This window comes from Streptococcus sp. SS4 (assembly GCF_030440125.1).
Taxonomy (GTDB): Bacteria; Bacillota; Bacilli; order Lactobacillales; family Streptococcaceae; genus Streptococcus.
On sequence record NZ_JAQFJM010000001.1, the window covers coordinates 103523 to 128946 of the forward strand.

Here is a 25424-nt window from a genome sequence, read left to right on the forward strand (position 1 = left end):
ACCCAGCCGATTGGTTGGGTTCTTTTGTCGTATTTTAGAAGCAAGATTTCAGGCCTTAAAAAGGGAGGGAAGATTTTTCACTTGCTATTTTTGAGTTTTTTAGATAAAATGAAAGCGTTATCATTTCAAAAATAGATAGGGAGTGGTCAAGTCATCTTTTTGATGGTTGACCTTATAACTTCCGAATAAGGAGAAACGTATGTTAATTGGTATTCCAAAAGAAATCAAAAATAATGAAAACCGTGTGGCTCTAACGCCTGCTGGTGTCCAAAGTCTTGTGGCTAAGGGACATGTCGTGTTAATCGAAACAAATGCAGGCCTTGGCTCTGGTTTTGCGGATGCAGATTATGCCAATCAAGGTGCTAAAATCGTTGCAACTGCTGCAGAAGCATGGGCAGCAGAACTTGTTGTTAAAGTTAAGGAGCCACTTGCTGAAGAATATGGCTTCCTTCGTGAGGATCTTTTACTCTTTACCTACTTGCACATGGCAGCAGCTCCAGAATTGGCAGATGCTATGGTCAATGCTAAGACAACAGGTGTGGCCTATGAAACAGTACGTAGCCAAGAAGGTCACCTACCACTTTTGGTTCCAATGAGTGAAGTCGCAGGACGCATGGCCGTTCAAATCGGTGCTCACTTCTTGACCAAACAAGAGGGTGGCTCTGGCGTTCTCCTAGGTGGGGTACCTGGTGTTCCTAAAGGGAAAGTGACTATTATCGGTGGTGGTGTCGTAGGGACACATGCAGCCCGTATCGCACTTGGACTTGGGGCTCAAGTGACTATTCTTGATATCAGTGCCAAACGTTTGTCTGTCCTTGAGGAAGTCTTTGGTAGCCAAATTCAAACGCTTATGTCAAATCCGCTCAATATTGAAGCGAGTGTTCGTGATGCTGACGTGGTTATCGGTGCTGTTCTTATCCCAGGTGCAAAAGCGCCGAAACTCGTTACTGACCATATGGTTAAACAAATGCGTCCAGGTTCTGTTATTGTTGACGTTGCCGTTGACCAAGGTGGGGTTGTTGAGACTGCGGATCGCGTGACAACTCACGATGAGCCTGTTTATGAAACACACGGTGTCCTTCACTATGCTGTTGCCAATATCCCAGGTGCTGTGGCACGTACATCAACTATTGCCCTTACCAATGTCACTTTGCCTTATATCGAAGCCCTTGCAGGAAAAGGATTCAGAAAAGCCATTAACGACGACGAAGGTCTTCGTCAAGGGGTTACAACCTACCAAGGTCATATTACTAGCAAACCGGTTGCAAAGGGCTTAGACAGAGAGTATACATCAATTGATGAATTGGCATAAATAGATTATTTAGCATAAACAAAGAGGAGTCGTACCATGATTTGGTTGGCTCTTTTTTTGTGGTCTGAGATAAGAAATGCTACAAAGCCGAAACTGTTAGAATTTTTCTAATTTTGGTCTTATTTTATGCTATAATGAGTAGACATATTAAGGGCAGTAATGAGTATCTATAATGCTTGCCATTAGGAGGTTTTATCGTGGCCAACCATATTCGTGTGATCACAGTAATTATTTTCTCTCAACTTCTCGTTCTTTATTTTGGTTTTCGTATGGATGTCTCTTTGACCGAACTGCTAACTACAGTAGCTGTGGCATCCCTGGTTGAGATTATTTGTCATGTGAGGCTTGTTCGTAAGATAGGAGCCAATATTTCTTTTGAAACTTTTTGGAAAAATTGTGACCAACTTTTTAGAAAAAATGCTGTGCTATTGGCTATTTTAGTTTGTGACCTACTTATTTTTAAAGGTGGGGATTTCATGGCCTTCATTCTTTGGCAAGTTACCTTTGTTGTCTTGGTAAGTATTATCATCATGGCATCAAATAATGCCCCGGACGCATGATAATACTTAAATCTTACAATGAAAGTGTGTAGATAATGTTTACCATTCAAAGAAATCATTTGTCGGACCCAGGTGTAGATTATGTCACTTTTGGTAAGGGAGACAAAACTCTTATTATCATTACGGGATTAAGTTTGCAACGATTAGGTGATATGTCCAACCTTGCCATTTACTCGCTATTTTATCGATACGCTAAGGAGTATAAGGTCTATATTTTTGATAGAAAGGACCATATCGAAGAAGGTATTTCAATTGAAAATATGGCTGATGACCTCTACCATTCTTTACAAGAGTTGCATATTGCTAATGCCTCTATCATAGGCATATCACAAGGTGGTATGATTGCTCAGCTGTTTGCTATCAAGTATCCTCAAAAGGTGAAAAAGCTAGTATTAGCTCTGACATTATCTCGCAATAATGCTATCAGTAGAGAAACCATCGGAGGGTGGATAGAGATGGCAGAAAATGGTGATATGGATAAGCTCAATATGGATTCCATGAGTAAATCATTTTCGTCACCTGTTTTAAAGAAATTATATGTGATTAATAAACTATTCCTGAAGACTGTGAGTGTTGAAAAACAAGAACGATTTGTCCGTTTAGCCAAGTCAATTCTTGAGTTTGATTACCATAAGTCCCTTGATAAAATCATCTGCCCGACTCTTGTCTTGGGAGCTAAAAAAGATTTGGTTCTGGGAGTGGATGGTACAAGGGAACTTGCAAATAGCATTCCAAATGCTTCCTATTATGAATTTAGCAAACAGGGTCACGCAGTCTTTATTGAGAGTAAGCAATTTAATAAAATGATATTAGAATTTCTGCGAGAAAACACTTAGGTAGTGGACTTATGGAAATCTATTAAAAACGGATGAGAAAGGGGTTACAATAAAACTGTAACCTCTTTTTATTTTCCAGTTCAGATATGTGCGGTCTGAAAAATTAAATGATAGAATGGCAATAGATAGGAGGATACAGAAATGTTGAACTATGATTTGATTGTTATCGGTTTCGGTAAAGCCGGTAAAACTCTGGCTGCTAAGATGAATGCAGCTGGTAAGAAAGTTGCTGTCATCGAGCGCAGTAAAGCCATGTATGGTGGTACTTGCATTAATATTGCGTGTATCCCAACCAAGACTATGATTGTTGCGGCTGAGAAGGGCTGGTCATTTGACGACACCATGAAGGAACGTGGTGCAGTGACTGGTCGTCTTAATGCTAAGAATTATAAAATGTTGGCAGACAATGGCGTTGATGTCATTGATGCAGAGGCACATTTTGTGTCGAATAAGGTTATTGAAGTAGTAGCTGGTGATGACCGCCAAGAGCTTACAGCTGAGACTATTGTTATCAATACTGGTGCTGTATCTAATGTCTTGCTTATTCCTGGTTTGACAACAACTGAGCATGTCTACGATTCAACTGGTATTCAAACCCTTGAAGCCTTGCCAAAACGTCTGGGTGTCTTAGGTGGTGGTAATATCGGTCTTGAATTTGCTGGCCTTTATAACCGTTTGGGAAGTCAAGTGACTGTCTTGGATGCAGCGACTAGCTTCTTGCCACGTGTGGAGCCATCTATTGCTAAGTTGGCCAAGGAATACATGGAAGAGGACGGCATTGTCTTTGAGCAAGGTGTTAAAACTTCCGAAGTGAAAAATGACGGTGATGAAGTTGTCGTTGTTACTGACAAAGGCGAGTTCCGTTTTGATGCACTCCTCTATGCGACAGGACGCAAGCCTAATATCGAACCTCTTCACTTGGAAAATACAGATATTACCTTGACTGAACGTGGTGGTATCCAGGTCAATAAACATTTGGAAACAAGTGTTCCTGGTGTCTTTGCGGTGGGGGATGTTAATGGTGGTCTCCAATTCACTTACATTTCACTAGATGATTTCCGTATTGTCTTTAATTACTTGACAGGGGATGGTAGCTATAACCTTGAAACACGTGGAGCAGTTCCAACTGCCATGTTCCTCAACCCACCTTTGGCACAGGTTGGCCTTACTGAAGACCAAGCCAGAGCAGCAGGTGGACCAGTTGCTGTCAAGGAACTTCCAGTTGCTGGCATGCCTCGTGGTCATGTTAACGGTGACTTGCGCGGTGCTTTCAAAGCTGTGGTAAACCCTGAAACTAAGGAAATCTTGGGAGTGACACTCTTTGGTCAAGAATCTCATGAAATTATCAATCTAATTACCCTAGCTATGAATCATCACATTCCATATACAGATTTGGCTAAACAAATCTTTACTCACCCAACTATGGCTGAGAACCTAAATGATTTGTTTGCGATTTAAAATGAAAAGAGCCGAGAGGCTTTTTTTTTATGTAGAAGAAAAATTTTTAAGACTTTCCTTAGGTGAGTACGGTCGTCAGCGACCTTCTTCGAAGTTCCATGACTAATTTTTGAGCCCCTTCACTTTTTAATTTCTAGGCTCAGGCTAAAACAGTTCCCCGAACTGTTTTACTCTCAAAAATTCCGAGTTTCTGACACTATTAAGTTTCAGAAACTTTTCTCACAGCGGAAAGTCTTGTAAAAAGTAAATCTCAAATCATAGTTTAATCTATTTGATAAATTCTATAGAAATGTTTGGCCAGAATGCGTTCCAATTTTTCTTTTTTACTCTCTCGTTATAGACCGTTTGTCGTTCTTTATCTGAAAAGTAATGTGGTGTGGGAGAGACTCTGAAGTTAACTAAATCGTCTATTCCAAAGGGAATAAAAACCTCTAGTTCCTGATTGTCATTTAGTCTAGCAGCTATGGCAGTACATTTTTCGGGAAATTTTGAAACGGCATCTGTAGAGCTGACATACTTTTCAGTATTAGGACTATGTCTATTCATATAAAACTGATTTTTTATTTCCCAATTGTATTTAGGATATCTTCTCTTTATTTGATTTTCTATTTCAACAGTTTGTTCATATGATATATTTTTATCAAAGAAAATGACATCGATATCTGAGAAATTGATATTTGAAGATGTATTTCCGGTACTTAAGTAGTCCCAAATATAATTGCGTATAGTTCCAGCACAAAGCCAACAGTCATTTAGTTGGAAAGAGTGGATAATCTTTAATAGTGTCATTAGTTCGGAGTTCTGTTTAATTAGTTTTTTGACATCAATCATTTTAAAACCTCATTGGTATTGTACTAGTTTAAGATAGAAATATCAAAATAAGACCAGATCTCTAATACAAAGCGACACTCTGGGTTAGATGTCGCTTTTTTTGCGCTTTGATGATAAGATAGAAGTGACATAGGAAATTCCTTAGATTGGTGCTCTTAATCCACTCAGGGAGGTTGATTGACCTTGAGTCACCACTAGAATCTGTATGAAAAATCTAGAAAGACACTCACCTGCAAATTCGTCTGTGAGTGTGTGTAACTTATGACTAAGAAAGTAGGAGTGGGCAAGGCTCACAGTAAGATTATTTTGATGGGGGAGCACTCGGTCGTTTATGGTCATCCTGCCCTTGCCCTCCCTCTTAAGGATATTGAGGTTGTCTGTCAGATTCAGGCGGCTGAGACTCCTTTGACGCTCAAGGCTCAAGATCCCTTGACGACGGCTATTTTTTCAGCTCTTAATTATCTGAAAATCAAGAATCAGCCTATCAGCTATGCTATTAAGTCTAGTGTCCCTGAGAAGCGTGGCATGGGGTCGTCTGCGGCTGTAGCCATTGCGGCAATTCGAGCGGTCTTTGATTATTTTGATCAGGAGCTTAGCCAGGAGACCTTGGAAATGCTTGTTCATCAGGCGGAGACCATAGCCCATAGTAAACCTAGTGGCTTAGATGCAAAGACCTGCTTGAGTGATCAAGCCATTAGCTTTACGCGTAATGTCGGTTTCAAGGAAATTGAGGTCAATTTAGGTGCCTATCTGGTCATTGCTGATACGGGTATCCATGGAAATACCCGTGAGGCCGTGGAAAAGGTTGAGGCTATTGGTTTAGATGCCTTGTCAGATCTCAACCAACTGGGCGAATTAAGTCAGAAGGCAGAACTAGTTCTCAAAGCCAAGGATCAAAAGCTTCTTGGTCAGCTCATGTCTCAAGCCCATAATCATCTTAAATCTTTAGGGGTATCTTGTGATTTGTCGGATCTTCTAGTAGCAACTGCTCTGGAGCAAGGTGCACTGGGAGCCAAGATGTCAGGTGGAGGACTTGGTGGCTGTATTATTGCCCTGACAAGTACTAAAGACCAAGCCCAAACGATTGCTAAAAAACTTCAAGAAAAAGGAGCCGTAAACACGTGGATAGAAAGCCTGTAAGCGTCAAATCGTACGCAAATATTGCTATTGTCAAATACTGGGGTAAGGCGGATGCGGAGCGTATGATTCCTTCAACCAGTAGTATCTCACTGACTTTGGAAAATATGTATACGGAAACCAAGTTATCTTTTCTGCCGGAGGATGCGACTGGTGATGTCATGTATATCGATGATGAGCTCCAAGGGGAAAAAGAAACAATCAAGGCCAGCAAGGTTTTAGACCTCTTCCGTACTAATCCAAACCAACATGTCAAGATTGAAACTTGGAACAACATGCCAACAGCTGCAGGTCTATCCTCAAGTTCCTCAGGACTTTCTGCCCTAGTTAAAGCAGCTAACGAGCTCTTCCAAGTCGGAAAAACGCAGTCTGAATTAGCTCAAATTGCCAAGTTTGCTTCAGGTTCGTCATCACGGTCCTTCTTTGGACCATTGGCAGCCTGGGACAAGGATAGTGGTGAGGTTTACCCGGTTGAAACAGACCTTAAATTGGCCATGATTATGCTGGTTTTGACAGATCAAAAGAAACCCGTATCAAGCCGTGATGGTATGAAATTGTGTACCGAAACATCGACCTCCTTTCCTGAGTGGGTTAAACAGTCTGAGCAGGATTACAAGGATATGTTGACCTATCTCAAAGCAAATGATTTCCAAGCGGTCGGTGAGCTTACAGAAGCCAATGCCCTTCGTATGCACCAAACCACAAGTACGGCTAACCCTCCATTTTCATATCTAACGGAAGCCTCTTATCAGGCTATGGACAAGGTTAAGGCCCTCCGTGCCTCTGGTGAGCAGTGTTACTTTACTATGGATGCAGGACCAAATGTTAAGGTGCTCTGTCTGGAAGAAGACCTAGACCGCCTAGCAGACCACTTCCGTAAGGACTATCAGGTCATTGTTTCACGCACCAAGGAGTTGCCAGATGCCTAAGCAGTCGGTCAATCAGGTCACAGTAAAAACAGGTGGGAAACTCTACATTGCTGGAGAATACTCAGTCTTAACAGCTGGGCAGACAGCCCTAATCCAATTTATTCCTATTTTCATGTCAGCAGATGTCAAGGAAGCACAAACTCCCCAGTTGTCCTCAGACATGTTTGACTATAGTGTGGGCCGTGAGCTAGACGCAAATTACGCCCTCATTCAAGAGGCTTTGAATACTTTTGAGGCCTTTTGTGGTGAGAAGTTACCCGCTCTGGACCTTTCCATCACTGGAAAGTTGGAACGAGATGGGGTTAAATTTGGTATCGGTTCTTCGGGTTCTGTTGTGGTATTGACCCTCAAGGCCTTGGCAGCAGCCCTTCAGAAAGACTTATCCAAAGACATTCTCTTTAAATTAGCTAGCTACACCCTTCTCAAGCAGGGAGATAATGGTTCTATGGGAGATTTAGCTTGTATCGTATACGAGGATCTGATTTCCTATCGTTCCTTTGACCGTGAAAAAATAGCAGAGCTTATAGACCAAATAACTCTATCAGAGCTTTTGGAAAAAGACTGGGACTATCGTATCAGTCCTGTAGTGCAAGTTCTCAAAGCTCACTTTTTGGTGGGGTGGACCAAGCAAGCTGCTATCTCAAAAGACATGGTTAAAATGGCCAAATCTCGCATATCAAGCAAGTATTTAAGTGAAACAGAAGTGGCTGTTCAAGATGCCATCAAGGCTCTGGTAACAGGAGATAAGAACTTGCTTAAGAGCAGCCTTCAAACTGTCAGTGACCAGTTGGAATCACTTAGTCCAGATATTTATGTGGCCAAGCTGAAAAAACTCAAAGAAGCAGAGCAAGGACTCGATGCTATCGCTAAGTCTTCTGGAGCAGGTGGTGGCGACTGTGGTATTGCCTTTGCCTTTGACCAAGCAAGCCGAGATACCTTAGTTGAGCGCTGGCAAGAGGAAGGAATAGAGCTCTTGTATGAGGTTTAGGGGTCAGCTAAGTAGACATTATCACGCAAGAAAGTAAAGAAATAACCTATGACAAATCGTAAAGACGATCACATCCGTTATGCCCTCAAGTACCAGTCGCCCTACAATAGTTTTGACGATATGGAACTTATCCACAAGTCTCTACCGACTTATGATTTAGATCAGATTGACTTGTCCACACATTTTGCGGAACGAGATTGGGATTATCCCTTTTATATCAATGCCATGACAGGTGGTTCCGCCAAGGGTGGTGCTGTTAATCGAAAACTAGCTGAGGTGGCCAGTCGAACAGGTATTCTCATGGTAACAGGTTCCTACAGTACTGCTCTAAAGGGGGAAGCACCAGAATCTTTTGACTATCGCCAAGAGTTTCCAGACTTAGACCTAGCGACTAATATCGGTGTGGATAAGTCTGTGGACCTGGGCATTAAGACGGTGGAAGCTATGAACCCAGTCTTTTTACAGCTCCATGTTAATCTTATGCAGGAGCTTCTCATGCCTGAGGGAGAGCGTATTTTCCACACTTGGAAGGAAAATGTGGTGGCTTATGCACAGAAAATAGAGGTTCCTCTTGTGCTTAAGGAGGTCGGCTTTGGTATGGATGTGGAAACCATTCGTTACGCCATGTCTCAGGGCATCAAAACTGTGGATATCTCAGGTCGTGGTGGGACTAGCTTCGCCTATATTGAAAATAGTAGAGGCGGTAACCGTGATTACCTCAATGACTGGGGACAAAGCACCGTTCAGACCCTCCTGCAAGCCCAAAACCTTCGTGATAATGTGGAAATCCTAGCCTCTGGCGGAGTGCGCAATCCACTTGATATGGTTAAATGTCTGGTCTTAGGAGCAAAAGGTGTAGGCCTCTCACGAACAGTCCTTGAATTGGTAGAACGTTACCCTGTGGATAAGGTTGTGGCTGTCGTTAATGGCTGGAAAGATGACCTTCGTCTCATCATGTGTGCCCTTGATTGTCGAACTGTAGATGAGCTCAAATCTGTTGATTACATTCTACATGGTAAGCTACAAGGAACTTATATCAAGCAAGGAAAGTAGGAAAGAGCCAAGTGCTCTTTTTTTCTTTTTTAAAGATGGTAAAATAATTTCTCTAGGCAATGATAGTATGGAGATATCATCTTAACACCTGTCAAAGAAAAATAATTGTATTCTTGATTTGACTTGTTTCTAGCGAGCAAAGCGAGCACTTAACGAGACTTTCCGCTGTGAGAAAAGTTCTAGAAATACTTGTATTTCTAGAACTCGGAATTTTTGAGAGTAAAACAGTTTGGGGAACTGTTTTAGCCTGAGCCTAGAAATTAAAAAGTGAAGGGGCTCAAAAATTAGTCATGGAGCTTCGAAGAAGTTCGCTGACGTCCGCACTCACTTAAGGAAAGTCTAAAAAAATCCATTTTACAAAAGAATATCTTACAAAAAAGAGCGGAAGCTCTTTTTTTATTACCCACTCAAGCAAAAAGTAACTTTTCCCCTTGACAAGTTACCGCCTTAGGAGTATTATTTTCAGTGAAATACGGTAGGTGAGGCTACCACAAGGATACGGATGACTACCGCAAAGCAGTGGAGACACTACTCGTTGGTCAACAGTCCTGATCGCCAAGGTCAAGACTAAGCTCATTTCATCGCCTTGCGGAGCTAAAGCTTGAACGGTCCATTTTTTGACAGAATCTATTAAAAAATCAACCTCGAGTTTATAGAGTCTTACCTGTATATGGGTAGGACTCTTTTCTTTTGTCTGAGGTCCACCCACTATGTAAAAAAATGAAAGGAGAAACCTATGAGACTAATCGACGATCACCCCGAACCGCACCTAACCAGTCAATCGCTGATTAGTGTCTTAGGGACTCCATAAGTGATTGGCTCCTGATTAAATAAGGAGATTCCAATGTCAACAAATAAAGAAAGACTTATTGCTGCTCTTCAAGAGCCACTTGAAACAACCCTTACTCGCTACAAGACTCATTTGGATGGCTTGAAGGAAGACCAAGTAGAAGAAAACCGTGACCTTTATGGGGAAAATGTCATAACCAAAGGACAAGAGGATTCTATCATTAAAAAGATTTATGAATCTATCATCAATCCCTTTACTGTTATTCTCTTAGTCATTGCTCTGGTTTCCTTTATCACCAATGTCTGGCTTGCTAAACCGGGTGAAGAAGACCCAACGACTTCTATCATCATTGTCACTCTAGTTTTGATATCTGGTGGTATCCGTTTTGTTCAAGAACTTCGTAGCGACAAGGCTGCCAGTAATTTGTCTCGCATGATTGTCAATACAGCAACAGTACTTCGAGATGGCAGTGAGCAAGAAATCCCAATTGATGAAATTGTGGTTGGAGATGTGGTCAAACTAAGTGCGGGAGATATGATTCCGGCTGATGTGGTCTTACTAGATTCTCGTGATTTCTTTGTTCAACAGTCTGGCTTGACAGGTGAAAGCGATGCTGTGGAAAAAGCTTGTCTGGCTAAAGCAGATGGTCAAAATCTAGAGAGCCTGCTTGAAAGTGAGAGCCTTGCTTTCATGGGAACTAATGTTATCTCTGGTCGTGCAACAGCCTTGGTTTTAGTTGTTGGTGATGAAACCATGATGGGAGCAATTGAGCAGACCATCAATACTTATGACGAACCAACTTCATTTGAACGTGAGATGAATTCCATTTCTTGGCTCTTGATTCGACTCATGTTGGTTATGGTTCCTGTTGTTTTTGTGATTAACGGTTTAACAGATGGGGACTGGCTTGAAGCCGGCGTCTTTGCCCTTAGTGTGGGAGTCGGTTTGACCCCAGAAATGTTGCCGATGATTATCACAGCCAGTCTTGCCAAGGGTTCTATCATTATGGCCAAGGAAAAGGTGGTCATCAAAAAACTTAATGCTATTCAAGACCTAGGGGCTATCGACATCCTTTGTACGGATAAGACAGGAACCCTGACTCAGGATGAAATCGTTCTTGAGTACCCTCTTGATATCCATGGTGACCTTGACCTATCAGTACTTCGGAGAGCCTATCTTAATTCTTATTTCCAAACTGGCTTAAAAAATCTTATGGACCGTGCCATTATTAGCCGAACTGAAAGAGAAGCTAAGAAACATGACATCGTTCGTGACCTTGACCAGACCTTCCACAAGATTGATGAGCTACCTTTTGATTTTGAACGTCGTCGCATGAGTGTCATTGTTCAAGACACTGATGGATTTGTTAGCATGGTGACAAAAGGTGCCCTTGAAGAAATGCTCTCTGTTTCTAACTATGTGGAATACAAGGGAGACATTATCCCATTGACTGACGATGTTCGTGAGGAAGTCCTTGCGGAAGTTGCACAGTTGAATGAACAAGGTTTGCGTGTTCTCGGTGTTAGCTACAAATCACAGCTTAATGAAAATGACGTCTTTAGTGTCGAAGATGAAAGTGATATGATTTTGACGGGATATCTTGCCTTCCTTGACCCACCAAAACCATCAGCAGCACCTGCTATCAAGGCTTTGGCGGAATATGGTGTGACCACAAAAATTTTGACTGGAGACAATGATAAGGTGACACAGGCTGTCTGTGAAAAAGTTGGTCTAGATGTGACGCACATTCTACTTGGAAGTGATCTTGATACCATGTCAGATCAAGATTTGGCTAAGGCTGTGGAAACGACAACAGTCTTTGCTAAGTTATCCCCAGACCAAAAGGCACGAATTATCCTAAGCCTTAAGGAAAATGGGCATAAGGTAGGCTATATGGGTGATGGTATCAACGATGCCCCATCCATGAAGGTGTCAGATGTGGGGATTTCTGTGGATACAGCTGTTGATATCGCCAAAGAAACTGCAGATGTTATCTTGCTTGATAAGGATTTAATGGTCTTGGAAAAAGGTTTGGTTGAAGGACGGAAGGTCTATGCTAATATGACCAAATATATCAAGATGACCGTTTCTTCAAATTTCGGGAATATCTTTTCTCTCCTCTTTGCCAGCATTTTCTTACCATTCCTACCAATGGCACCTGTGCATTTGATTGTCCTAAATCTTGTCTATGATATCTCTTGTATCGCCCTTCCATTTGACAATGTGGACAAGGAATTTCTTAAAGAGCCACATATCTGGGAAGCTAAATCAATCATGCGTTTCATGGCTTGGATAGGACCTATTTCGTCCGTATTTGATATTTTGACATATATCTTGCTCTATTTCATCATTGTGCCAATGATTTTGGGGCATGGCTATGTTCATGGTTCACCAGAAGCAGCAGCCTTTATCATTATTTTCCAAACAGGTTGGTTTATCGAATCTATGTGGTCTCAAACCATGGTTATCCACATGTTACGTTCACCAAAACTACCATTTATTCAAAGTCACCCAGCACTATCAGTTGTTGTGACAACCTTATTTGCTGCTTTCTTTGTGACTTCTCTTCCATACAGTCCATTGGCTAGTCTCTTAAAACTCAGCCATCTAAACGGTCTCTATTTCATTCTCTTGTTTATCATCATTACTTTGTATATGCTTAGTGTTACCTTTGTGAAGCATATCTATATTAAGAAATACAAAGAATGGTTATAGGATAACTATTCTTATAAAAAGAGCGTCAGCTCTTTTTTCATTACCTTTCATTCTGCCAAAACCTTTTCATTTATGGTATAATAGGGCGATTATAGATAATCAGAGGCCCTAAAAAACGTCAGTTATGAGGACATATTTTCTAAGAAATGAGAGACTATGTTTTCAAGGCCCCTTTCTTTCGTAGGCTATCCCAGTGGGAGGTTGAGGCCCTGAGATTTGGGGCTCAAGGCTAAGACCGCCTCGAAGGAAACCATCACAAAAAAATCTTAAGAAGGAAAAAGAAAATGAGTAATTACGCTATTATCCTTGCTGCGGGTAAAGGAACTCGCATGAAATCAGATCTTCCAAAAGTATTGCACAAGGTTTCAGGCATCACTATGCTTGAGCATGTTTTCCGTGCAGTTTCAGCTATCGAACCAGCTAAAAACGTTACTGTTATTGGTCACAAGGCTGAGCTTGTTCGTGAGGTTTTGGACGGTCAATCTGCCTTCACTATGCAAACTGAGCAGTTGGGGACTGGTCACGCAGTAATGATGGCTGAAGATGAGTTGGCTGGACTTGAAGGGCAAACGCTTGTTATTGCTGGTGACACGCCTTTGATTACTGGTGAAAGCCTTAAAAACCTTATTGATTTCCACGTTAATCACAAAAATGTTGCCACTATCTTGACTGCAACTGCGGACAGTCCGTTTGGTTATGGTCGTATTATCCGTAACGAAAATGGCGAAGTGACTAAGATTGTTGAGCAAAAAGATGCCAACGAGTTTGAACAACAGGTTAAAGAAATCAATACAGGGACTTACGTTTTTGATAATAAACGCCTCTTCGAAGCACTTAAAAATATCAACACTAACAACGCTCAAGGGGAATACTATTTGACTGATGTTATTTCTATTTTCCGTGAGAATGGTGAAAAAGTAGGTGCCTTCACTCTTCGTGACTTTGAAGAAAGTCTCGGGGTTAACGACCGTGTTGCCTTGGCTACGGCAGAAGATGTTATGCGTCGTCGCATCAACCAAGCTCACATGGTTAATGGTGTTACTTTCCAAAATCCAAACGCTACTTATATCGATGTGGATGTGGAAATTGAGTCAGACGTTGTTATTGAAGCCAATGTTACGCTTAAAGGGCAAACTAAAGTCGGTGCAGAGTCAGTGCTTACCAATGGGACTTATATTGTTGATTCAACTATCGGTGCCAATACTGTTATCACTAACTCTATGATTGAGCATTCAGTGGTTGAAAAAGGTGTTACCGTTGGTCCGTTTGCCCATGTTCGTCCGGATTCAATTCTCAAAGAAGGCGTTCATATCGGTAACTTCGTCGAGGTTAAGGGTTCTACCATCGGTGAAAATACAAAGGCTGGTCACTTGACCTACATTGGTAATGCGGAAGTTGGTTCTGACGTTAACTTTGGTGCTGGAACAATTACCGTCAACTATGATGGTCAACATAAATTCAAGACCCAAATTGCTAACAACGTCTTTATCGGAAGCAATTCAACCTTGATTGCACCGCTTGAAATCGGGGACAATGCACTTACAGCAGCTGGTTCAACCATTACAGAGAATGTTCCAGCTGACAGCGTAGCCATTGGACGTGGCCGTCAGGTCAATAAAGAAGGTTACGCTACTAAGAAGCCTCATCACCCAAGCCAACAAAAGTAGGCTTAAGGCTATCTGGGCTTGGTTGTTCTTATAAAACCAGCTTAGAATGAGGTCAGAAGTAAAAGGAGTCAATTCATGGAGTTTGAAGAAAAAACACTTAAACGTGAGTCAAAATTTAAGGGACATATTTTTGAAGTTGCAGTAGACGAAGTCCTCTTGCCAGACGGTAAGACAGCTGGTCGTGAACTCATCTTCCACAAGGGAGCAGTAGCTGTTTTAGCGGTTACCCCAGAAGGAAAAATCATTATCGTCAAGCAATACCGCAAGGCTATTGAGGCAGTTTCTTACGAGATTCCTGCGGGTAAACTGGAAGTCGGTGAAGCTGGCGATGAAATGGCTGCAGCAGCGCGGGAACTTGAAGAGGAGACTCAGTATAAGGGTGATCTCGAATTGATTCATGAGTTTTACACAGCCATTGGCTTTTGTAATGAGAGAATCAAGCTCTATGTAGCGACCAACCTTCAACCTGTGGAAAATCCACGTCCGCTTGATGATGATGAATTCCTTGAACTCTATGAATTGACCTATGAGGAGTGTATGGAACTTGTAGCTTCAGGGGCTATTCAAGATGCCAAAACTATCATCGCACTCCAATACTATGCACTTCATTTCGGAGGAAAATAAGCTATGAGTAAGCCACTTTTGACTGACGATGTCATTGAGCAGGCCAAGCGTGAGGAAATCGATTTAGAGGAACATCCTTATTATGAGGACTACGAGGAAGAGTTCTACGATGAGGATTATGAGGCTGATTACCAGCCTTCGGCCTACAAGAGCCGTCGAATTGAGAATGCCAAACGCAATCAATTTCAACACAAGCTTAATCGCATTCTCTTTTGGGTTGTCGTACTCTTGATTATTCTCTTCATTGCTGTCTTTTATTTCTAATAAGTCTATGAGTCAGATAGCTCTATCTACTGATTCAAGAAAGATTACAAGCTGAAAAGGAACTATATGAAAATCGGAATTATCGCTGCCATGGAGCAGGAATTAGTGCTTCTAGTGGAGCAATTGGAAAATAAGGTTGAAGAAATTGTTTTGGGCAATATCTACTATACAGGACGTTTGGGTAAACACGATGTTGTTTTAGTCCAATCAGGTGTTGGTAAGGTCATGTCAGCCATGTCTGTGGCTGTTTTGGCAGACCACTTTGGCGTTGATGCCCTCATTAACACTGGTTCTGCAGGAGCAGTAGCACCTGGACTTAAAATTGGAGATGTCGTTGTGGCATCAAAATTGGCCTATCACGATGTTGACTTGACAGCATTTGGCTATGACTATGGGCAAATGTCTATGCAACCACTCTACTTTGAAAGTGACTCTACCTTTGTAGAGACTTTCGAAAAGGTCTTAGCTCAGGCTTCCATTGATTCTAAAATTGGTCTTATCGCTACTGGTGATAGCTTCATTGCGGGTCAAGACAAGATTGATGCTATTAAGGGGCATTTTCCAGAAGTCTTGGCTGTAGAGATGGAGGGAGCAGCTATTGCTCAAGCCGCACACAGTGTCAAGAAACCTTTCATCGTTGTTCGTGCTATGAGTGATACAGCAGCCCATGACGCTAATATTACTTTTGACGAATTCATTATTCAGGCGGGGAAACAATCAGCTGCTATCTTGGTAGAGTTTCTCAAAGAGCTTGCCTAAAATACTTTAAATGAGTGTTTATGCTCATTTTCTTAATTAATTTAAAGACGACTGCTATTCCTTTAAGAATGGCAGTTTTTTTCTTCCTTTAGACAGGATAATCTTCTCATTTTTCGAAGAGAAGATCTGAATTTTAGTATTTTTTAGACAAAATTTGAATTAAAATTATGACAATAAAATGAGAAAGAAAAACAATGTTAAAAGAGAGACTCCGAAAGAAAGCCTATAATATAAGGGTTTAAAAATTTCACTATCTATTGATATCTTAGAAATCTTTACAAAACCTCCAAAGGGGTAAATAATTATCTTGCAAAGTTCTGAAAATAGTGTATAATTCAGAATGAAAAGGGTTACAAAAATGTTAAGATTTGTAATAATGGGAGGATAGAATCATGAATAACCGATTCGGTGATTCGAGGCAGCGTTTCTCCATCCGTAAGTTTACGGTGGGTGTTGCTTCGATCTTACTTTCGTCTGCAGTTTTTGGTGTAAGTACCGCTAATGCAGAACAAGCTGAAGAGCCTAAAGGCCAACCAGCGACGAGTGTACTTGAGGAAGCTAGCGAGTCTGATGGTGGGGGCCAAAGGACAAGCGCTAGCGTCTCAAGTAAAGAAGTGACAGCTGAACCTACCGTACAGGCAGAAAGTACCAGTGCTATCTCAGTAACTGCTATTTCTAGTGAAGTAGTGCTTCAAGAGCAAACGGTTGCAAGCTCTGAACAAACGAGTTCATCACAAGATAAGACGAGTGAAGCTCTTAGTGAGAAACCTGTAACTGGTAGTGAAACACGAGAAGCTAGTGCTAGCGAACTTGCTGCAGCAAGTAATAGTAGTTCCACTTCATCTGATAATTTCGGACTTAAGATTACCAACTCGAGCAATCCCGTCTCAGCGGATGTCAAGGTGACAAAGATAGGAACTGAAATTCATGTTCAAAACCCTAACGTTGAGCTTCAATTTCCAGACGGAAATAGTATTTACTCAAGAAGTAAGGTTGTTTATCATGATATTTCATTCCCTAACGATATAGCTATTAATTCAGGTGACAAAGTTATCTTCACTCTTCCAAGTGAATTGCAATTTAAGACAAGCTATAGTGTTAATGTTTACAACCCTAATAACGAAGTTGTTGGTATTGCTCAGGTAGATCCTAAGAATAACAGTGTTGTAACCACATTTAATCATTATTTCGAAGATCACCCTATTGGGAAATATATGAATTTAGAGTTAGATACGCTTTATTCTGAAGCTCTCAAAGGTGGCGAAAAATTGCACCTCAATTTCAATGGTCATGTCGTTAATGTGACAGTTGGTTCTGCAAATCCTATTCCTAGTGACGAAGTCATTGCTAAATGGGGTAGTCAGGACAAGAATGATCCAACCCTAATTAACTGGGGAATGCGTCTTAATTACGCAAGACGTGTCTTGAATAATCTTCAATTGATCGATACTTGGTCTGATAATCAAAGATTTGTTGATAATTCTTTAGAGTTACGTTACATTGATTCTGCTGAGCCATGGGTTGATAAGGGTTCAGCTATGGAATTGATTAAGAGTTTCTCTCATGACGATACTAAATTTGAGTTAAATCTTGGTCGTTTGGACCGTATGGTTTATGTTTGGTATCAGACACGATTGACCAACCCAGCATCAGATTCTAATAATCCTACGAATAAAGTTGACCTTCATGCAGATGTTGAGTCAAAAACATATACTTCTGAAGTACATTTAGTTGGAGGTCGTGGAAATGCAGGTGGTGAACAAGAGGTACATTTCAATCTTGAATTAGCCAAAGAGTTGGCAGGTAGAGCCTTGAAAGATAAGGAATTTACCTTCAAATTGGTTGATATGACAGATAATAAGATGGTTGATCTTGGTGAAACAACCAATGATGCCTCTGGTAAAATTGTCTTCTCAAATCTTGTACTTAACCAACCAGGTACTTACCACTATCGTGTGACAGAAGTTCCTGGTAATGATAGTGACGTCGTTTATGATAAGCTCCAAGCTGATGTGACTGTCCAAGTAGCTAGAGAAACCACAGATGGCCGAGAAAAATTAGTGGCCAAAGTGGTTTATCCAGATGACGTTATCTTTAACAATAAATTGGTAACACCAGCCAAGGCCAAAATTACATTTGGTAAGGAATTGACCAAGGCAGGTGTTAAGCAAGATCTAAAAGCAGATCAATTCCAATTTGTCCTTAAAGACCGTTTTGGAAAAGTCCTTGAGACTGTTGGAAATACAGCTGACGGTCAGGTTGCCTTTAGTGAGTTGACCTTTAACAAGGTAGGTACCTACAACTACACTGTTGAAGAACTTGCAGGTAAGGATGATGCAATTGTCTATGATACGATGAAAGCTGCTGTTTCTATCACGGTAACACGTGATGGTGATGCTCTTATTTCAACCGTAGTTAATCCAAAAGACACCATCTTTAACAACAAGTTTGTGACTCCAGCTAAAGCTGCTATTCAGTTCAGTAAGGAATTGACTAAGGCAGGTGTTAACCAAACTTTGACTGCTAATGAGTTCCAATTTGTCCTCAAAGATAGTGCAGGCCATATTGTCGAAACTGTTGGAAATACAGCTGATGGTCGTGTTGCATTTAGTGAACTTCACTTTGATAAGGCAGGAACTTACACTTATACTGTTGAAGAAGTTAAGGAAACTAACGAAGATATCGTCTATGATGGTATGAAAGCGACTGTCTGGATTACAGTGACCCGAGATGGCGATGCTTTGGTATCAACGGTCGCTAATCCAAAAGACACTGTCTTTAATAACTATGTTAAAGAAGTGCAACCAGCCAAGGCCAAATTCGAATTGACCAAGGTTCTTACGGGCCGTAACCTCAAAGATGGTGAATTTAGCTTCGTTCTTAAGGACGACAAGGGTAATGTTATCCAAACAGTGACCAATAATTCAAAAGGAAACATTAGTTTTGAAAACATTGTCTATGACAAACCAGGTGTTTACTACTACACTGTTGAAGAAGTCAAGGGCAATGAAGCCGATGTGGTTTATGATAACATGGTAGCTAAATTCCAGGTAACTGTTACCAAGACTGTGGGTGAAAAGGAAAATCTGCTTGTAGCAGCAGTTCTCCTTCCTTTGGATACAGAATTTAACAATAGTTACATTCCTCCAAAACCGCCAACACCACCGACACCACCAAGTGTCCCACCGAAACCACCAGTGGTTCCGCCAACACCACCAACACCGCCTACTCCACCGGTGACGCCAAAACCAGCTAAGCCAGTTCAATCCTCTGAGAAATCAGGACCTCAACTTCCAGAGACTGGTCAAGCTAACGATACTGCCTTGCTTGCCCTCGGTGTGGCAGCAGAAATGGCAGCAGTCATGGGTGTAGCATATAGCCATCGTCGCCGTAAAGACGTTTAAGATGATGACCTGAAAGATCGAGAATACTCGATCTTTTTTAGTGTTGGAATGCCTATCTCATTAAATGAGAAATCAAGATAAAGCCAACTGCAGGATGAAATTTCTACTAAATTAAGCTATAATGAGGAGTATGAAAGTTCTACTTTATCTTGAAGGAAAATCGGTTCTTGAAAAATCAGGAATCGGACGGGCTCTCCACCATCAGATGCATGCCTTGGACTTGGCGGGGATTCCCTATACGACGGACATCTTGGGTGATTACGATGTCGTTCATATTAATACTTATGGTCCACGTAGCTTGATGTTGTTGCATGCTGCAAAACGCCGTGGCAAGAAGGTCATCATGCATGGTCATTCGACACGTGAAGACTTTGAGAATTCATTCATCGGTTCTAACCTTTTGGCCCCACTTTTTGGGAAATATTTGGCCCACATGTATCAAAAGGCCGATTACGTGATTACACCATCTGAGTATTCCAAAAAATTGATTCAGTCTTACGGAGTTACCACACCGATTATTGCTGTTTCAAATGGGATTGATTTGAAAAAATACGGTAAGGATCCACGTAAGGAAGAAGTTTTCCGAGAATACTTTGGTATTAAGGAAGGACAGCCAGTGGTTATTTGTGCGGGTCTTTATTTCCAACGCAAGGGAATTGAAGATTTCATCAAGGTTGCTGAAAAGATGCCCCATGTTCGTTTCATTTGGTTAGGTAGTATCAGCAAATGGCTGATTCCTAAGAAGATTCGAGACATTGTCAATGGTAAGCATCCTGATAATGTCAGCTTCCCAGGTTACTTCAAGGGAGCCGTCTTCCAGGGAGCTATGAGTGGTGCTAACGCCTTCTTTTTTCCGTCCTACGAGGAAACTGAAGGAATCGTAGTGCTAGAGGCCTTTGCCAGTCACCAACATGTGGTTTTGCGTGATATTCCTGTTTATGAGGGCTGGGTTGATGACAACTCTGCCTCATTTGGGCATAACGTGGATGAATTTGTAGTAGCCTTACAAGATATTATCGATGGTAAAGTGGACAAACGTGAAGAAGGTTACAAGGTTGCGGAAAGTCGCTCGATTGATGATGTCGCCCAAAAACTTGTTGAAGCCTACAAAGAAGTATTGGAGATTTAAATGCGTATCGGATTGTTTACAGATACCTATTTTCCACAGGTATCAGGTGTTGCGACCAGTATTCGCACGCTGAAGACACAGTTGGAAAAAATGGGGCATACAGTCTTTATCTTTACCACAACTGATAGAGATGTTGACCGCTATGAAGACTGGCAGATTGTCCGTATTCCCAGTGTGCCTTTCTTTGCTTTTAAGGACCGTCGTGTGGCTTATCGAGGTTTTTCTAAGGCTCTAGAGATTGCAAAACAATACAAGCTTGATATTATTCACACGCAGACAGAGTTCTCCTTGGGGCTTCTAGGGATTGCCATTGCGCGTGAACTTAGGATTCCTGTTGTGCACACCTATCATACTCAGTATGAAGACTATGTCCGTTATATTGCTAAAGGTATGGTTATTCGACCTAGCATGGTTAAGTACATTGTTCGTGGTTTTATGAGCGATCTGGATGGGGTTATCTGTCCGAGCGAGATTGTTTATGACCTTTTACTCAAGTACAAGATTGCTGCTGAAAAACGGGTCATTCCAACAGGCATTGAACTTGAAAAATTCCAGCGTCCAGAGATTACCGAAGAAGATGTGGCGGACTTGAGAGCCAAGCTTTGTATTGCTTCGGATGAAACCATGTTGTTGAGCTTGTCTCGTGTCTCTTATGAGAAAAATATCCAAGCAGTTCTGGCGGCCCTACCTTCGGTTTTAGAGGAAGACGATAAGGTTCGGTTAGTTGTTGCTGGCGATGGCCCTTACCTACCAGACCTGAAGTCCCAAGCCAAGAAACTTGGTATTCTGGATAAGGTGGTTTTCACAGGTATGATTGCACCTGGCGAAACAGCTCTTTACTATAAGGCTGCTGATTTCTTCATCTCGGCATCAACCAGTGAGACTCAGGGCTTGACCTATCTGGAAGCCTTGGCTAGCGGTACTCCGATTATTGCTCATGGAAATCCTTATTTGGATAATGTGATTACGGACCAGATGTTTGGAACGCTTTATTATCATGATAATGATTTAGCTGGGGCAATTTTGGAAGCAGCCATTGCAACGCCAGAAAAAGACGAGACTAAGTGGGCCGACAAGCTCTATGAAATTTCTGCCGAAAACTTTGGAAAACGTGTCTATGAGTATTACTTGGACCTCACGATTTCTAAGGATTTCCACAATGATTTGAATGGTGAAGATAGTACCATGAAACGCTTGACGCGTATGGTGACTTACTTGCCAACCAAGGCTATTACCTTGCCTGTTAATGGTTCTGTTCGTATCCTCAAAGGATCAGCCAAACAGGTCAAGAAAATCAAAAATATCACGAAACTTTTGGATTAGGAAAGCTATCAGATTTTCCTAGTCAGGTAAAATCTTAGAATTGATTAATAAAAGAGATAATTAGCTTGAAAAATTACAGTTTCATGCTATAATAACGCATAGAGACATATCAGTCATGGGAAATCTTTCAGAGAGCGTGTGTCGCTGGGAATCACGCAGAGGACATGATTGGGACTACTCGATAAATTTTTTATGCAAACATAAAACGGTGGCCACGTTAGAGCCAATCAGAGGTGTTCCTCTTTTTTGAGGAACATAAATGAAGGTGGAACCACGTTGCGACGTCCTTTTTGGATGTCGCAATTTTTTTATGAGGAGACTAACTATGGAGTTGCAAGAATTAGTGGAGCGCAGTTGGGCAATCCGACAAGCTTATCACAATCTGGAAGTTAAGCATCATGGTTCCAAGTGGACGGTAGAAGAAGACCTCTTGGCTTTATCGAATGATATTGGAAATTTCCAACGATTAGTGATGACCAAGCAAGGACGCTACTATGATGAAACACCTTACACACTGGATCATAAACTTTCAGAAAATATCTGGTGGCTAGTAGAACTTTCTCAACGTTTGGATATAGACATCCTGACGGAAATGGAAAACTTTCTCTCTGATAAAGAAAAGCAGTTGAACATTCAGACTAGGAAGTAGTCTGCTAATAAAAAGTCAATGCTTAGAAACTATGAAATAATAAAAGGAGAAAATTATGATTAACATTACTTTTCCAGATGGCGCTGTTCGTGAATTCGAATCTGGCGTTACAACTTTTGAAATTGCACAATCTATCAGCAACTCTTTGGCTAAGAAAGCTCTTGCTGGTAAATTCAACGGTAAATTGATTGATACTACACGTGCTATCACTGAAGATGGAAGCATCGAAATCGTGACACCTGATCACGAAGATGCCCTTCCAATTTTGCGTCACTCAGCGGCTCACTTGTTTGCACAAGCGGCTCGTCGCCTCTTCCCAGACATCCACTTGGGTGTTGGTCCAGCTATCGAAGATGGTTTCTACTACGATACTGACAATGAAGCTGGTCAAATTTCTAACGAAGACCTTCCTCGCATCGAAGAAGAAATGAAGAAAATCGTTAAAGAAAACTTCCCATCAATCCGTGAAGAAGTGACAAAAGACGAGGCGCGTGAAATCTTCAAAAATGACCCATATAAATTGGAATTGATTGAAGAACACTCAGAAGACGAAGGTGGTTTGACAATCTACCGTCAAGGTGAATACGTTGACCTTTGCCGTGGCCCACACGTGCCATCAACTGGTCGTATCCAAGTTTTCCACCTTTTGAATGTTGCAGGTGCCTACTGGCGTGGAAATAGCGATAATGCTATGATGCAACGTATTTATGGTACAGCTTGGTTCGATAAAAAAGATCTCAAGGCTTACCTTAAACGCCTTGAAGAAGCTAAAGAACGTGACCACCGTAAACTTGGTAAAGAACTTGATTTGTTCATGATTTCTCAAGAGGTTGGTCAAGGTCTTCCATTCTGGTTGCCAAACGGTGCGACAATTCGTCGTGTCTTGGAACGCTACATCGTGGACAAGGAAGTAGCAGCAGGCTACCAACACGTCTACACTCCACCAATTGCCTCAGTTGAGCTTTATAAAACTTCAGGTCACTGGGATCATTACCGTGAAGATATGTTCCCAACAATGGATATGGGAGATGGTGAAGCCTTTGTCCTTCGTCCAATGAACTGTCCTCACCACATCGAAGTTTACAAACACCATGTGCATTCTTACCGTGAATTGCCTATCCGTATCGCTGAAATTGGGATGATGCACCGTTATGAAAAATCTGGTGCCCTTACAGGACTTCAACGTGTACGTGAAATGTCACTTAATGATGGTCATACTTTCGTAACACCTGAACAAATCAAAGATGAGTTCCAACGTACGCTTCAATTGATTATCGATGTTTACGAAGATTTCAACTTGACTGACTATCGTTTCCGTTTGTCATACCGTGACCCTAAAGATACTCACAAATACTTTGACAATGACGAAATGTGGGAAAATGCTCAAAGCATGTTGAAATCAGCCATGGATGACATGGAACTTGACTACTTTGAAGCAGAAGGTGAAGCTGCCTTCTACGGTCCAAAACTTGATATCCAAGTGAAGACTGCCCTTGGTAATGAAGAAACCCTTTCTACTATCCAATTGGACTTCTTGCTTCCAGAACGTTTTGACCTTAAATACATCGGAGCTGATGGAGAAGAACACCGTCCAGTTATGATTCACCGTGGGGTTATCTCAACAATGGAACGCTTTACAGCTATTCTTATTGAAAACTATAAAGGAGCCTTCCCAACTTGGTTGGCACCTCAACAAGTAACTGTTATCCCAGTTTCAAATGAAGCCCACACAGATTATGCTTGGGAAGTTGCCAAACAACTTCGTGATCGTGGTATCCGTGTTGAAGTGGATGAACGTAACGAGAAAATGCAATACAAGATTCGTGCGTCTCAAACACAAAAAATCCCTTATCAATTGATTGTTGGTGATAAGGAAATGGAAGACGGAACTGTTAACGTTCGTCGTTATGGACAAAAACAAACACATACAGAAGCTGTGTCAGAATTTGTAGAAAATATCCTTGCTGATATCGCTCGCAAATCACGCCCAGATGCCGAATAAAAAAAGGGTCGGTTAGCTAAGCTAACTGACTTTTTAGTAGGATAAACCATGCATGTTTTTATGAAAAGACTTTTATTTCTGATGGGAGCAGTTCTAGTCTTGTTACTGGCTAGCTTTATCTATCATAGATTAGCCTTGCAAAGAGAAAAGACCTCTCTCAACCCTATGGGGCAAATGGTGTCTGTTAATGGGCATGACATGAGCGTCTTTATTAAGGGAAATGGTCCACAAACTTTAGTTTTTCTATCTGGTGCTGGAACGGCCTCTCCCATTCTAGATTTTAAAGACTTGTATGATGGGCTTTCTAAGCAGTATAAGATAGTCGTTGTAGAGAGAGCTGGCTATGGTTATAGTGAGGACACATCTAAGTCCAGAGATGTGTCTGAGGTTCTTTCTGAGACACGTCAAGCCCTAGCCAAGGCACAAGTATCAGGTCTTTATATTATTCTTTCTCATTCGATGGCTTCCTTAGAAACGCTTTTGTGGCAAGAAAAATATCCAAGTGAAATACAGGCAGTCATCGGCTTAGATTGGGCTCTACCAGAGAGTTATTCGCAATTGAGAATGCATTCCCAGATTTTACGTATGGCTCGTTTAGGAAGTCAATTAGGTCTTTTAAGGTATATACCGGGTCGCTTATATGTGCCTAATGAAAATCTAAGTAGTAGTGATCGACGCCTCTATCAACGAATAGCTTATCGTCAAATACTGTCACAAGCTATGTTAAATGAGAGCCTATCTGTTAAGGAAAATGCTAAAAAGGTTGATGCTAAGATAAATTCACAAATCCCCACCTTACTTTTGGTTTCTAATGGAGAAGGCACGAGTTTTAGCAAGGAGGAGTGGCGAAATTATGCGGCCAGATTTGCAAAGGACCAGAAAAATATCGCACTGACTTTTTATGATGCCCCACATTATCTTTATCACTATCAGACCAAAGAGGTAGTTGCTAAGATAGAGGACTTCATAAAGGGGACCACTGATTAAACTAACT

Annotated in this window: 20 protein-coding genes and 1 riboswitch; of the genes, 19 read left to right on the forward strand and 1 reads right to left on the reverse strand. The window is 41.4% G+C overall.

Features of this window, described 5'->3' with window-relative positions; genetic code table 11:
- Positions 1–199 precede the first annotated feature (199 nt).
- The 4 genes from ald to PCY16_RS00510 all read left to right on the forward strand — a co-directional run bounded on the left by ald (position 200) and on the right by PCY16_RS00510 (position 4166).
- Positions 200–1312 carry an alanine dehydrogenase gene (ald, locus tag PCY16_RS00495; RefSeq protein WP_156685452.1) on the forward strand — a complete coding sequence of 371 codons (1113 nt, stop codon included), beginning with the start codon at positions 200–202 and terminating at the stop codon, positions 1310–1312.
- 197 nt (positions 1313–1509) lie between these two features.
- On the forward strand, positions 1510–1872 hold the full coding sequence (locus PCY16_RS00500; protein WP_195413721.1) for a hypothetical protein: 363 nt from the start codon (positions 1510–1512) through the stop codon (positions 1870–1872).
- 35 nt (positions 1873–1907) lie between these two features.
- Positions 1908–2708, forward strand: coding sequence for an alpha/beta hydrolase (locus PCY16_RS00505; protein WP_195413722.1), 801 nt, complete (start codon positions 1908–1910; stop codon positions 2706–2708).
- 141 nt (positions 2709–2849) lie between these two features.
- The gene (locus PCY16_RS00510; protein WP_195413723.1) at positions 2850–4166 is read left to right on the forward strand and encodes an FAD-containing oxidoreductase; all 1317 of its coding nucleotides are present in this window, start codon (positions 2850–2852) and stop codon (positions 4164–4166) included.
- 267 nt (positions 4167–4433) lie between these two features.
- On the opposite strand, the gene PCY16_RS00515 is transcribed toward PCY16_RS00510, so the two are convergent.
- Positions 4434–4997, reverse strand: a complete 564-nt coding sequence (locus PCY16_RS00515; protein WP_155212891.1) for a nucleotidyltransferase family protein — start codon at positions 4995–4997, stop codon at positions 4434–4436.
- Positions 4998–5258: 261 nt separating this feature from the next.
- On the opposite strand from PCY16_RS00515, the gene mvk reads away from it, so the two are divergent.
- From mvk to PCY16_RS00590, 15 genes are all read left to right on the forward strand, one after another.
- Positions 5259–6137, forward strand: a complete 879-nt coding sequence (gene mvk, locus PCY16_RS00520; protein ID WP_195413724.1) for a mevalonate kinase — start codon at positions 5259–5261, stop codon at positions 6135–6137.
- Positions 6119–7063 carry a diphosphomevalonate decarboxylase gene (gene mvaD / locus PCY16_RS00525; protein ID WP_173018395.1) on the forward strand — a complete coding sequence of 315 codons (945 nt, stop codon included), beginning with the start codon at positions 6119–6121 and terminating at the stop codon, positions 7061–7063. The genes mvk and mvaD overlap by 19 nt, the downstream gene beginning before the upstream one ends.
- On the forward strand, positions 7056–8051 hold the full coding sequence (locus tag PCY16_RS00530; protein WP_301353205.1) for a phosphomevalonate kinase: 996 nt from the start codon (positions 7056–7058) through the stop codon (positions 8049–8051). The genes mvaD and PCY16_RS00530 overlap by 8 nt, the downstream gene beginning before the upstream one ends.
- A gap of 48 nt (positions 8052–8099) precedes the next feature.
- Positions 8100–9104, forward strand: coding sequence for a type 2 isopentenyl-diphosphate Delta-isomerase (gene fni, locus PCY16_RS00535; RefSeq protein ID WP_195413726.1), 1005 nt, complete (start codon positions 8100–8102; stop codon positions 9102–9104).
- A 464-nt stretch (positions 9105–9568) separates the two neighbouring features.
- Positions 9569–9724: riboswitch (M-box (ykoK) riboswitch) on the forward strand.
- Between the two features lie 224 nt (positions 9725–9948).
- On the forward strand, positions 9949–12609 hold the full coding sequence (gene mgtA, locus PCY16_RS00540) for a magnesium-translocating P-type ATPase (RefSeq protein WP_195413727.1): 2661 nt from the start codon (positions 9949–9951) through the stop codon (positions 12607–12609).
- A gap of 284 nt (positions 12610–12893) precedes the next feature.
- Positions 12894–14276: a bifunctional UDP-N-acetylglucosamine diphosphorylase/glucosamine-1-phosphate N-acetyltransferase GlmU gene (glmU, locus tag PCY16_RS00545; protein WP_195413728.1), complete on the forward strand. Its 1383-nt coding sequence runs from the start codon at positions 12894–12896 to the stop codon at positions 14274–14276.
- A gap of 75 nt (positions 14277–14351) precedes the next feature.
- On the forward strand, positions 14352–14900 hold the full coding sequence (locus PCY16_RS00550) for an NUDIX domain-containing protein (protein ID WP_145516383.1): 549 nt from the start codon (positions 14352–14354) through the stop codon (positions 14898–14900).
- A gap of 3 nt (positions 14901–14903) precedes the next feature.
- Positions 14904–15164 (forward strand): cell wall synthase accessory phosphoprotein MacP, encoded by a 261-nt coding sequence (gene macP, locus PCY16_RS00555; protein ID WP_195413729.1) that lies wholly within the window; start codon positions 14904–14906, stop codon positions 15162–15164.
- Between the two features lie 66 nt (positions 15165–15230).
- Positions 15231–15923 (forward strand): 5'-methylthioadenosine/adenosylhomocysteine nucleosidase, encoded by a 693-nt coding sequence (locus tag PCY16_RS00560; RefSeq protein WP_195413730.1) that lies wholly within the window; start codon positions 15231–15233, stop codon positions 15921–15923.
- 392 nt (positions 15924–16315) lie between these two features.
- Positions 16316–19327 carry an FctA domain-containing protein gene (locus PCY16_RS00565; protein WP_195413731.1) on the forward strand — a complete coding sequence of 1004 codons (3012 nt, stop codon included), beginning with the start codon at positions 16316–16318 and terminating at the stop codon, positions 19325–19327.
- Between the two features lie 130 nt (positions 19328–19457).
- Positions 19458–20456, forward strand: coding sequence for a glycosyltransferase family 4 protein (locus PCY16_RS00570; protein ID WP_195413732.1), 999 nt, complete (start codon positions 19458–19460; stop codon positions 20454–20456).
- On the forward strand, positions 20457–21779 hold the full coding sequence (locus PCY16_RS00575) for a glycosyltransferase family 4 protein (RefSeq protein ID WP_195413733.1): 1323 nt from the start codon (positions 20457–20459) through the stop codon (positions 21777–21779). It begins immediately after the preceding gene.
- A gap of 325 nt (positions 21780–22104) precedes the next feature.
- Complete coding sequence (locus PCY16_RS00580; protein ID WP_195413734.1) at positions 22105–22428, forward strand: MazG-like protein; 324 nt, start codon at positions 22105–22107, stop codon at positions 22426–22428.
- 55 nt (positions 22429–22483) lie between these two features.
- A complete protein-coding gene (gene thrS / locus PCY16_RS00585) occupies positions 22484–24430 on the forward strand; it encodes a threonine--tRNA ligase (protein ID WP_002890325.1) in 1947 nt (648 codons plus the stop codon).
- A gap of 48 nt (positions 24431–24478) precedes the next feature.
- Positions 24479–25417: an alpha/beta hydrolase gene (locus PCY16_RS00590; RefSeq protein WP_195413735.1), complete on the forward strand. Its 939-nt coding sequence runs from the start codon at positions 24479–24481 to the stop codon at positions 25415–25417.
- Positions 25418–25424: the final 7 nt, after the last annotated feature.

Excerpts from the sequence above, each read along its gene's own strand:
- fni (WP_195413726.1), top strand. The coding sequence starts at position 8,100 with ATGACAAATCGTAAAGACGATCACATCCGTTATGCCCTCAAGTACCAG.
- glmU (WP_195413728.1), top strand. The coding sequence starts at position 12,894 with ATGAGTAATTACGCTATTATCCTTGCTGCGGGTAAAGGAACTCGCATG.
- macP (WP_195413729.1), top strand. The coding sequence starts at position 14,904 with ATGAGTAAGCCACTTTTGACTGACGATGTCATTGAGCAGGCCAAGCGT.
- PCY16_RS00575 (WP_195413733.1), top strand. The coding sequence starts at position 20,457 with ATGCGTATCGGATTGTTTACAGATACCTATTTTCCACAGGTATCAGGT.
- thrS (WP_002890325.1), top strand. The coding sequence starts at position 22,484 with ATGATTAACATTACTTTTCCAGATGGCGCTGTTCGTGAATTCGAATCT.
- ald (WP_156685452.1), top strand. The coding sequence starts at position 200 with ATGTTAATTGGTATTCCAAAAGAAATCAAAAATAATGAAAACCGTGTG.
- PCY16_RS00580 (WP_195413734.1), top strand. The coding sequence starts at position 22,105 with ATGGAGTTGCAAGAATTAGTGGAGCGCAGTTGGGCAATCCGACAAGCT.
- PCY16_RS00510 (WP_195413723.1), top strand. The coding sequence starts at position 2,850 with ATGTTGAACTATGATTTGATTGTTATCGGTTTCGGTAAAGCCGGTAAA.
- PCY16_RS00565 (WP_195413731.1), top strand. The coding sequence starts at position 16,316 with ATGAATAACCGATTCGGTGATTCGAGGCAGCGTTTCTCCATCCGTAAG.
- PCY16_RS00530 (WP_301353205.1), top strand. The coding sequence starts at position 7,056 with ATGCCTAAGCAGTCGGTCAATCAGGTCACAGTAAAAACAGGTGGGAAA.
- PCY16_RS00505 (WP_195413722.1), top strand. The coding sequence starts at position 1,908 with ATGTTTACCATTCAAAGAAATCATTTGTCGGACCCAGGTGTAGATTAT.
- PCY16_RS00550 (WP_145516383.1), top strand. The coding sequence starts at position 14,352 with ATGGAGTTTGAAGAAAAAACACTTAAACGTGAGTCAAAATTTAAGGGA.
- PCY16_RS00515 (WP_155212891.1), bottom strand. The coding sequence starts at position 4,997 with ATGATTGATGTCAAAAAACTAATTAAACAGAACTCCGAACTAATGACA.
- PCY16_RS00590 (WP_195413735.1), top strand. The coding sequence starts at position 24,479 with ATGCATGTTTTTATGAAAAGACTTTTATTTCTGATGGGAGCAGTTCTA.
- mgtA (WP_195413727.1), top strand. The coding sequence starts at position 9,949 with ATGTCAACAAATAAAGAAAGACTTATTGCTGCTCTTCAAGAGCCACTT.
- PCY16_RS00560 (WP_195413730.1), top strand. The coding sequence starts at position 15,231 with ATGAAAATCGGAATTATCGCTGCCATGGAGCAGGAATTAGTGCTTCTA.
- PCY16_RS00570 (WP_195413732.1), top strand. The coding sequence starts at position 19,458 with ATGAAAGTTCTACTTTATCTTGAAGGAAAATCGGTTCTTGAAAAATCA.
- mvk (WP_195413724.1), top strand. The coding sequence starts at position 5,259 with ATGACTAAGAAAGTAGGAGTGGGCAAGGCTCACAGTAAGATTATTTTG.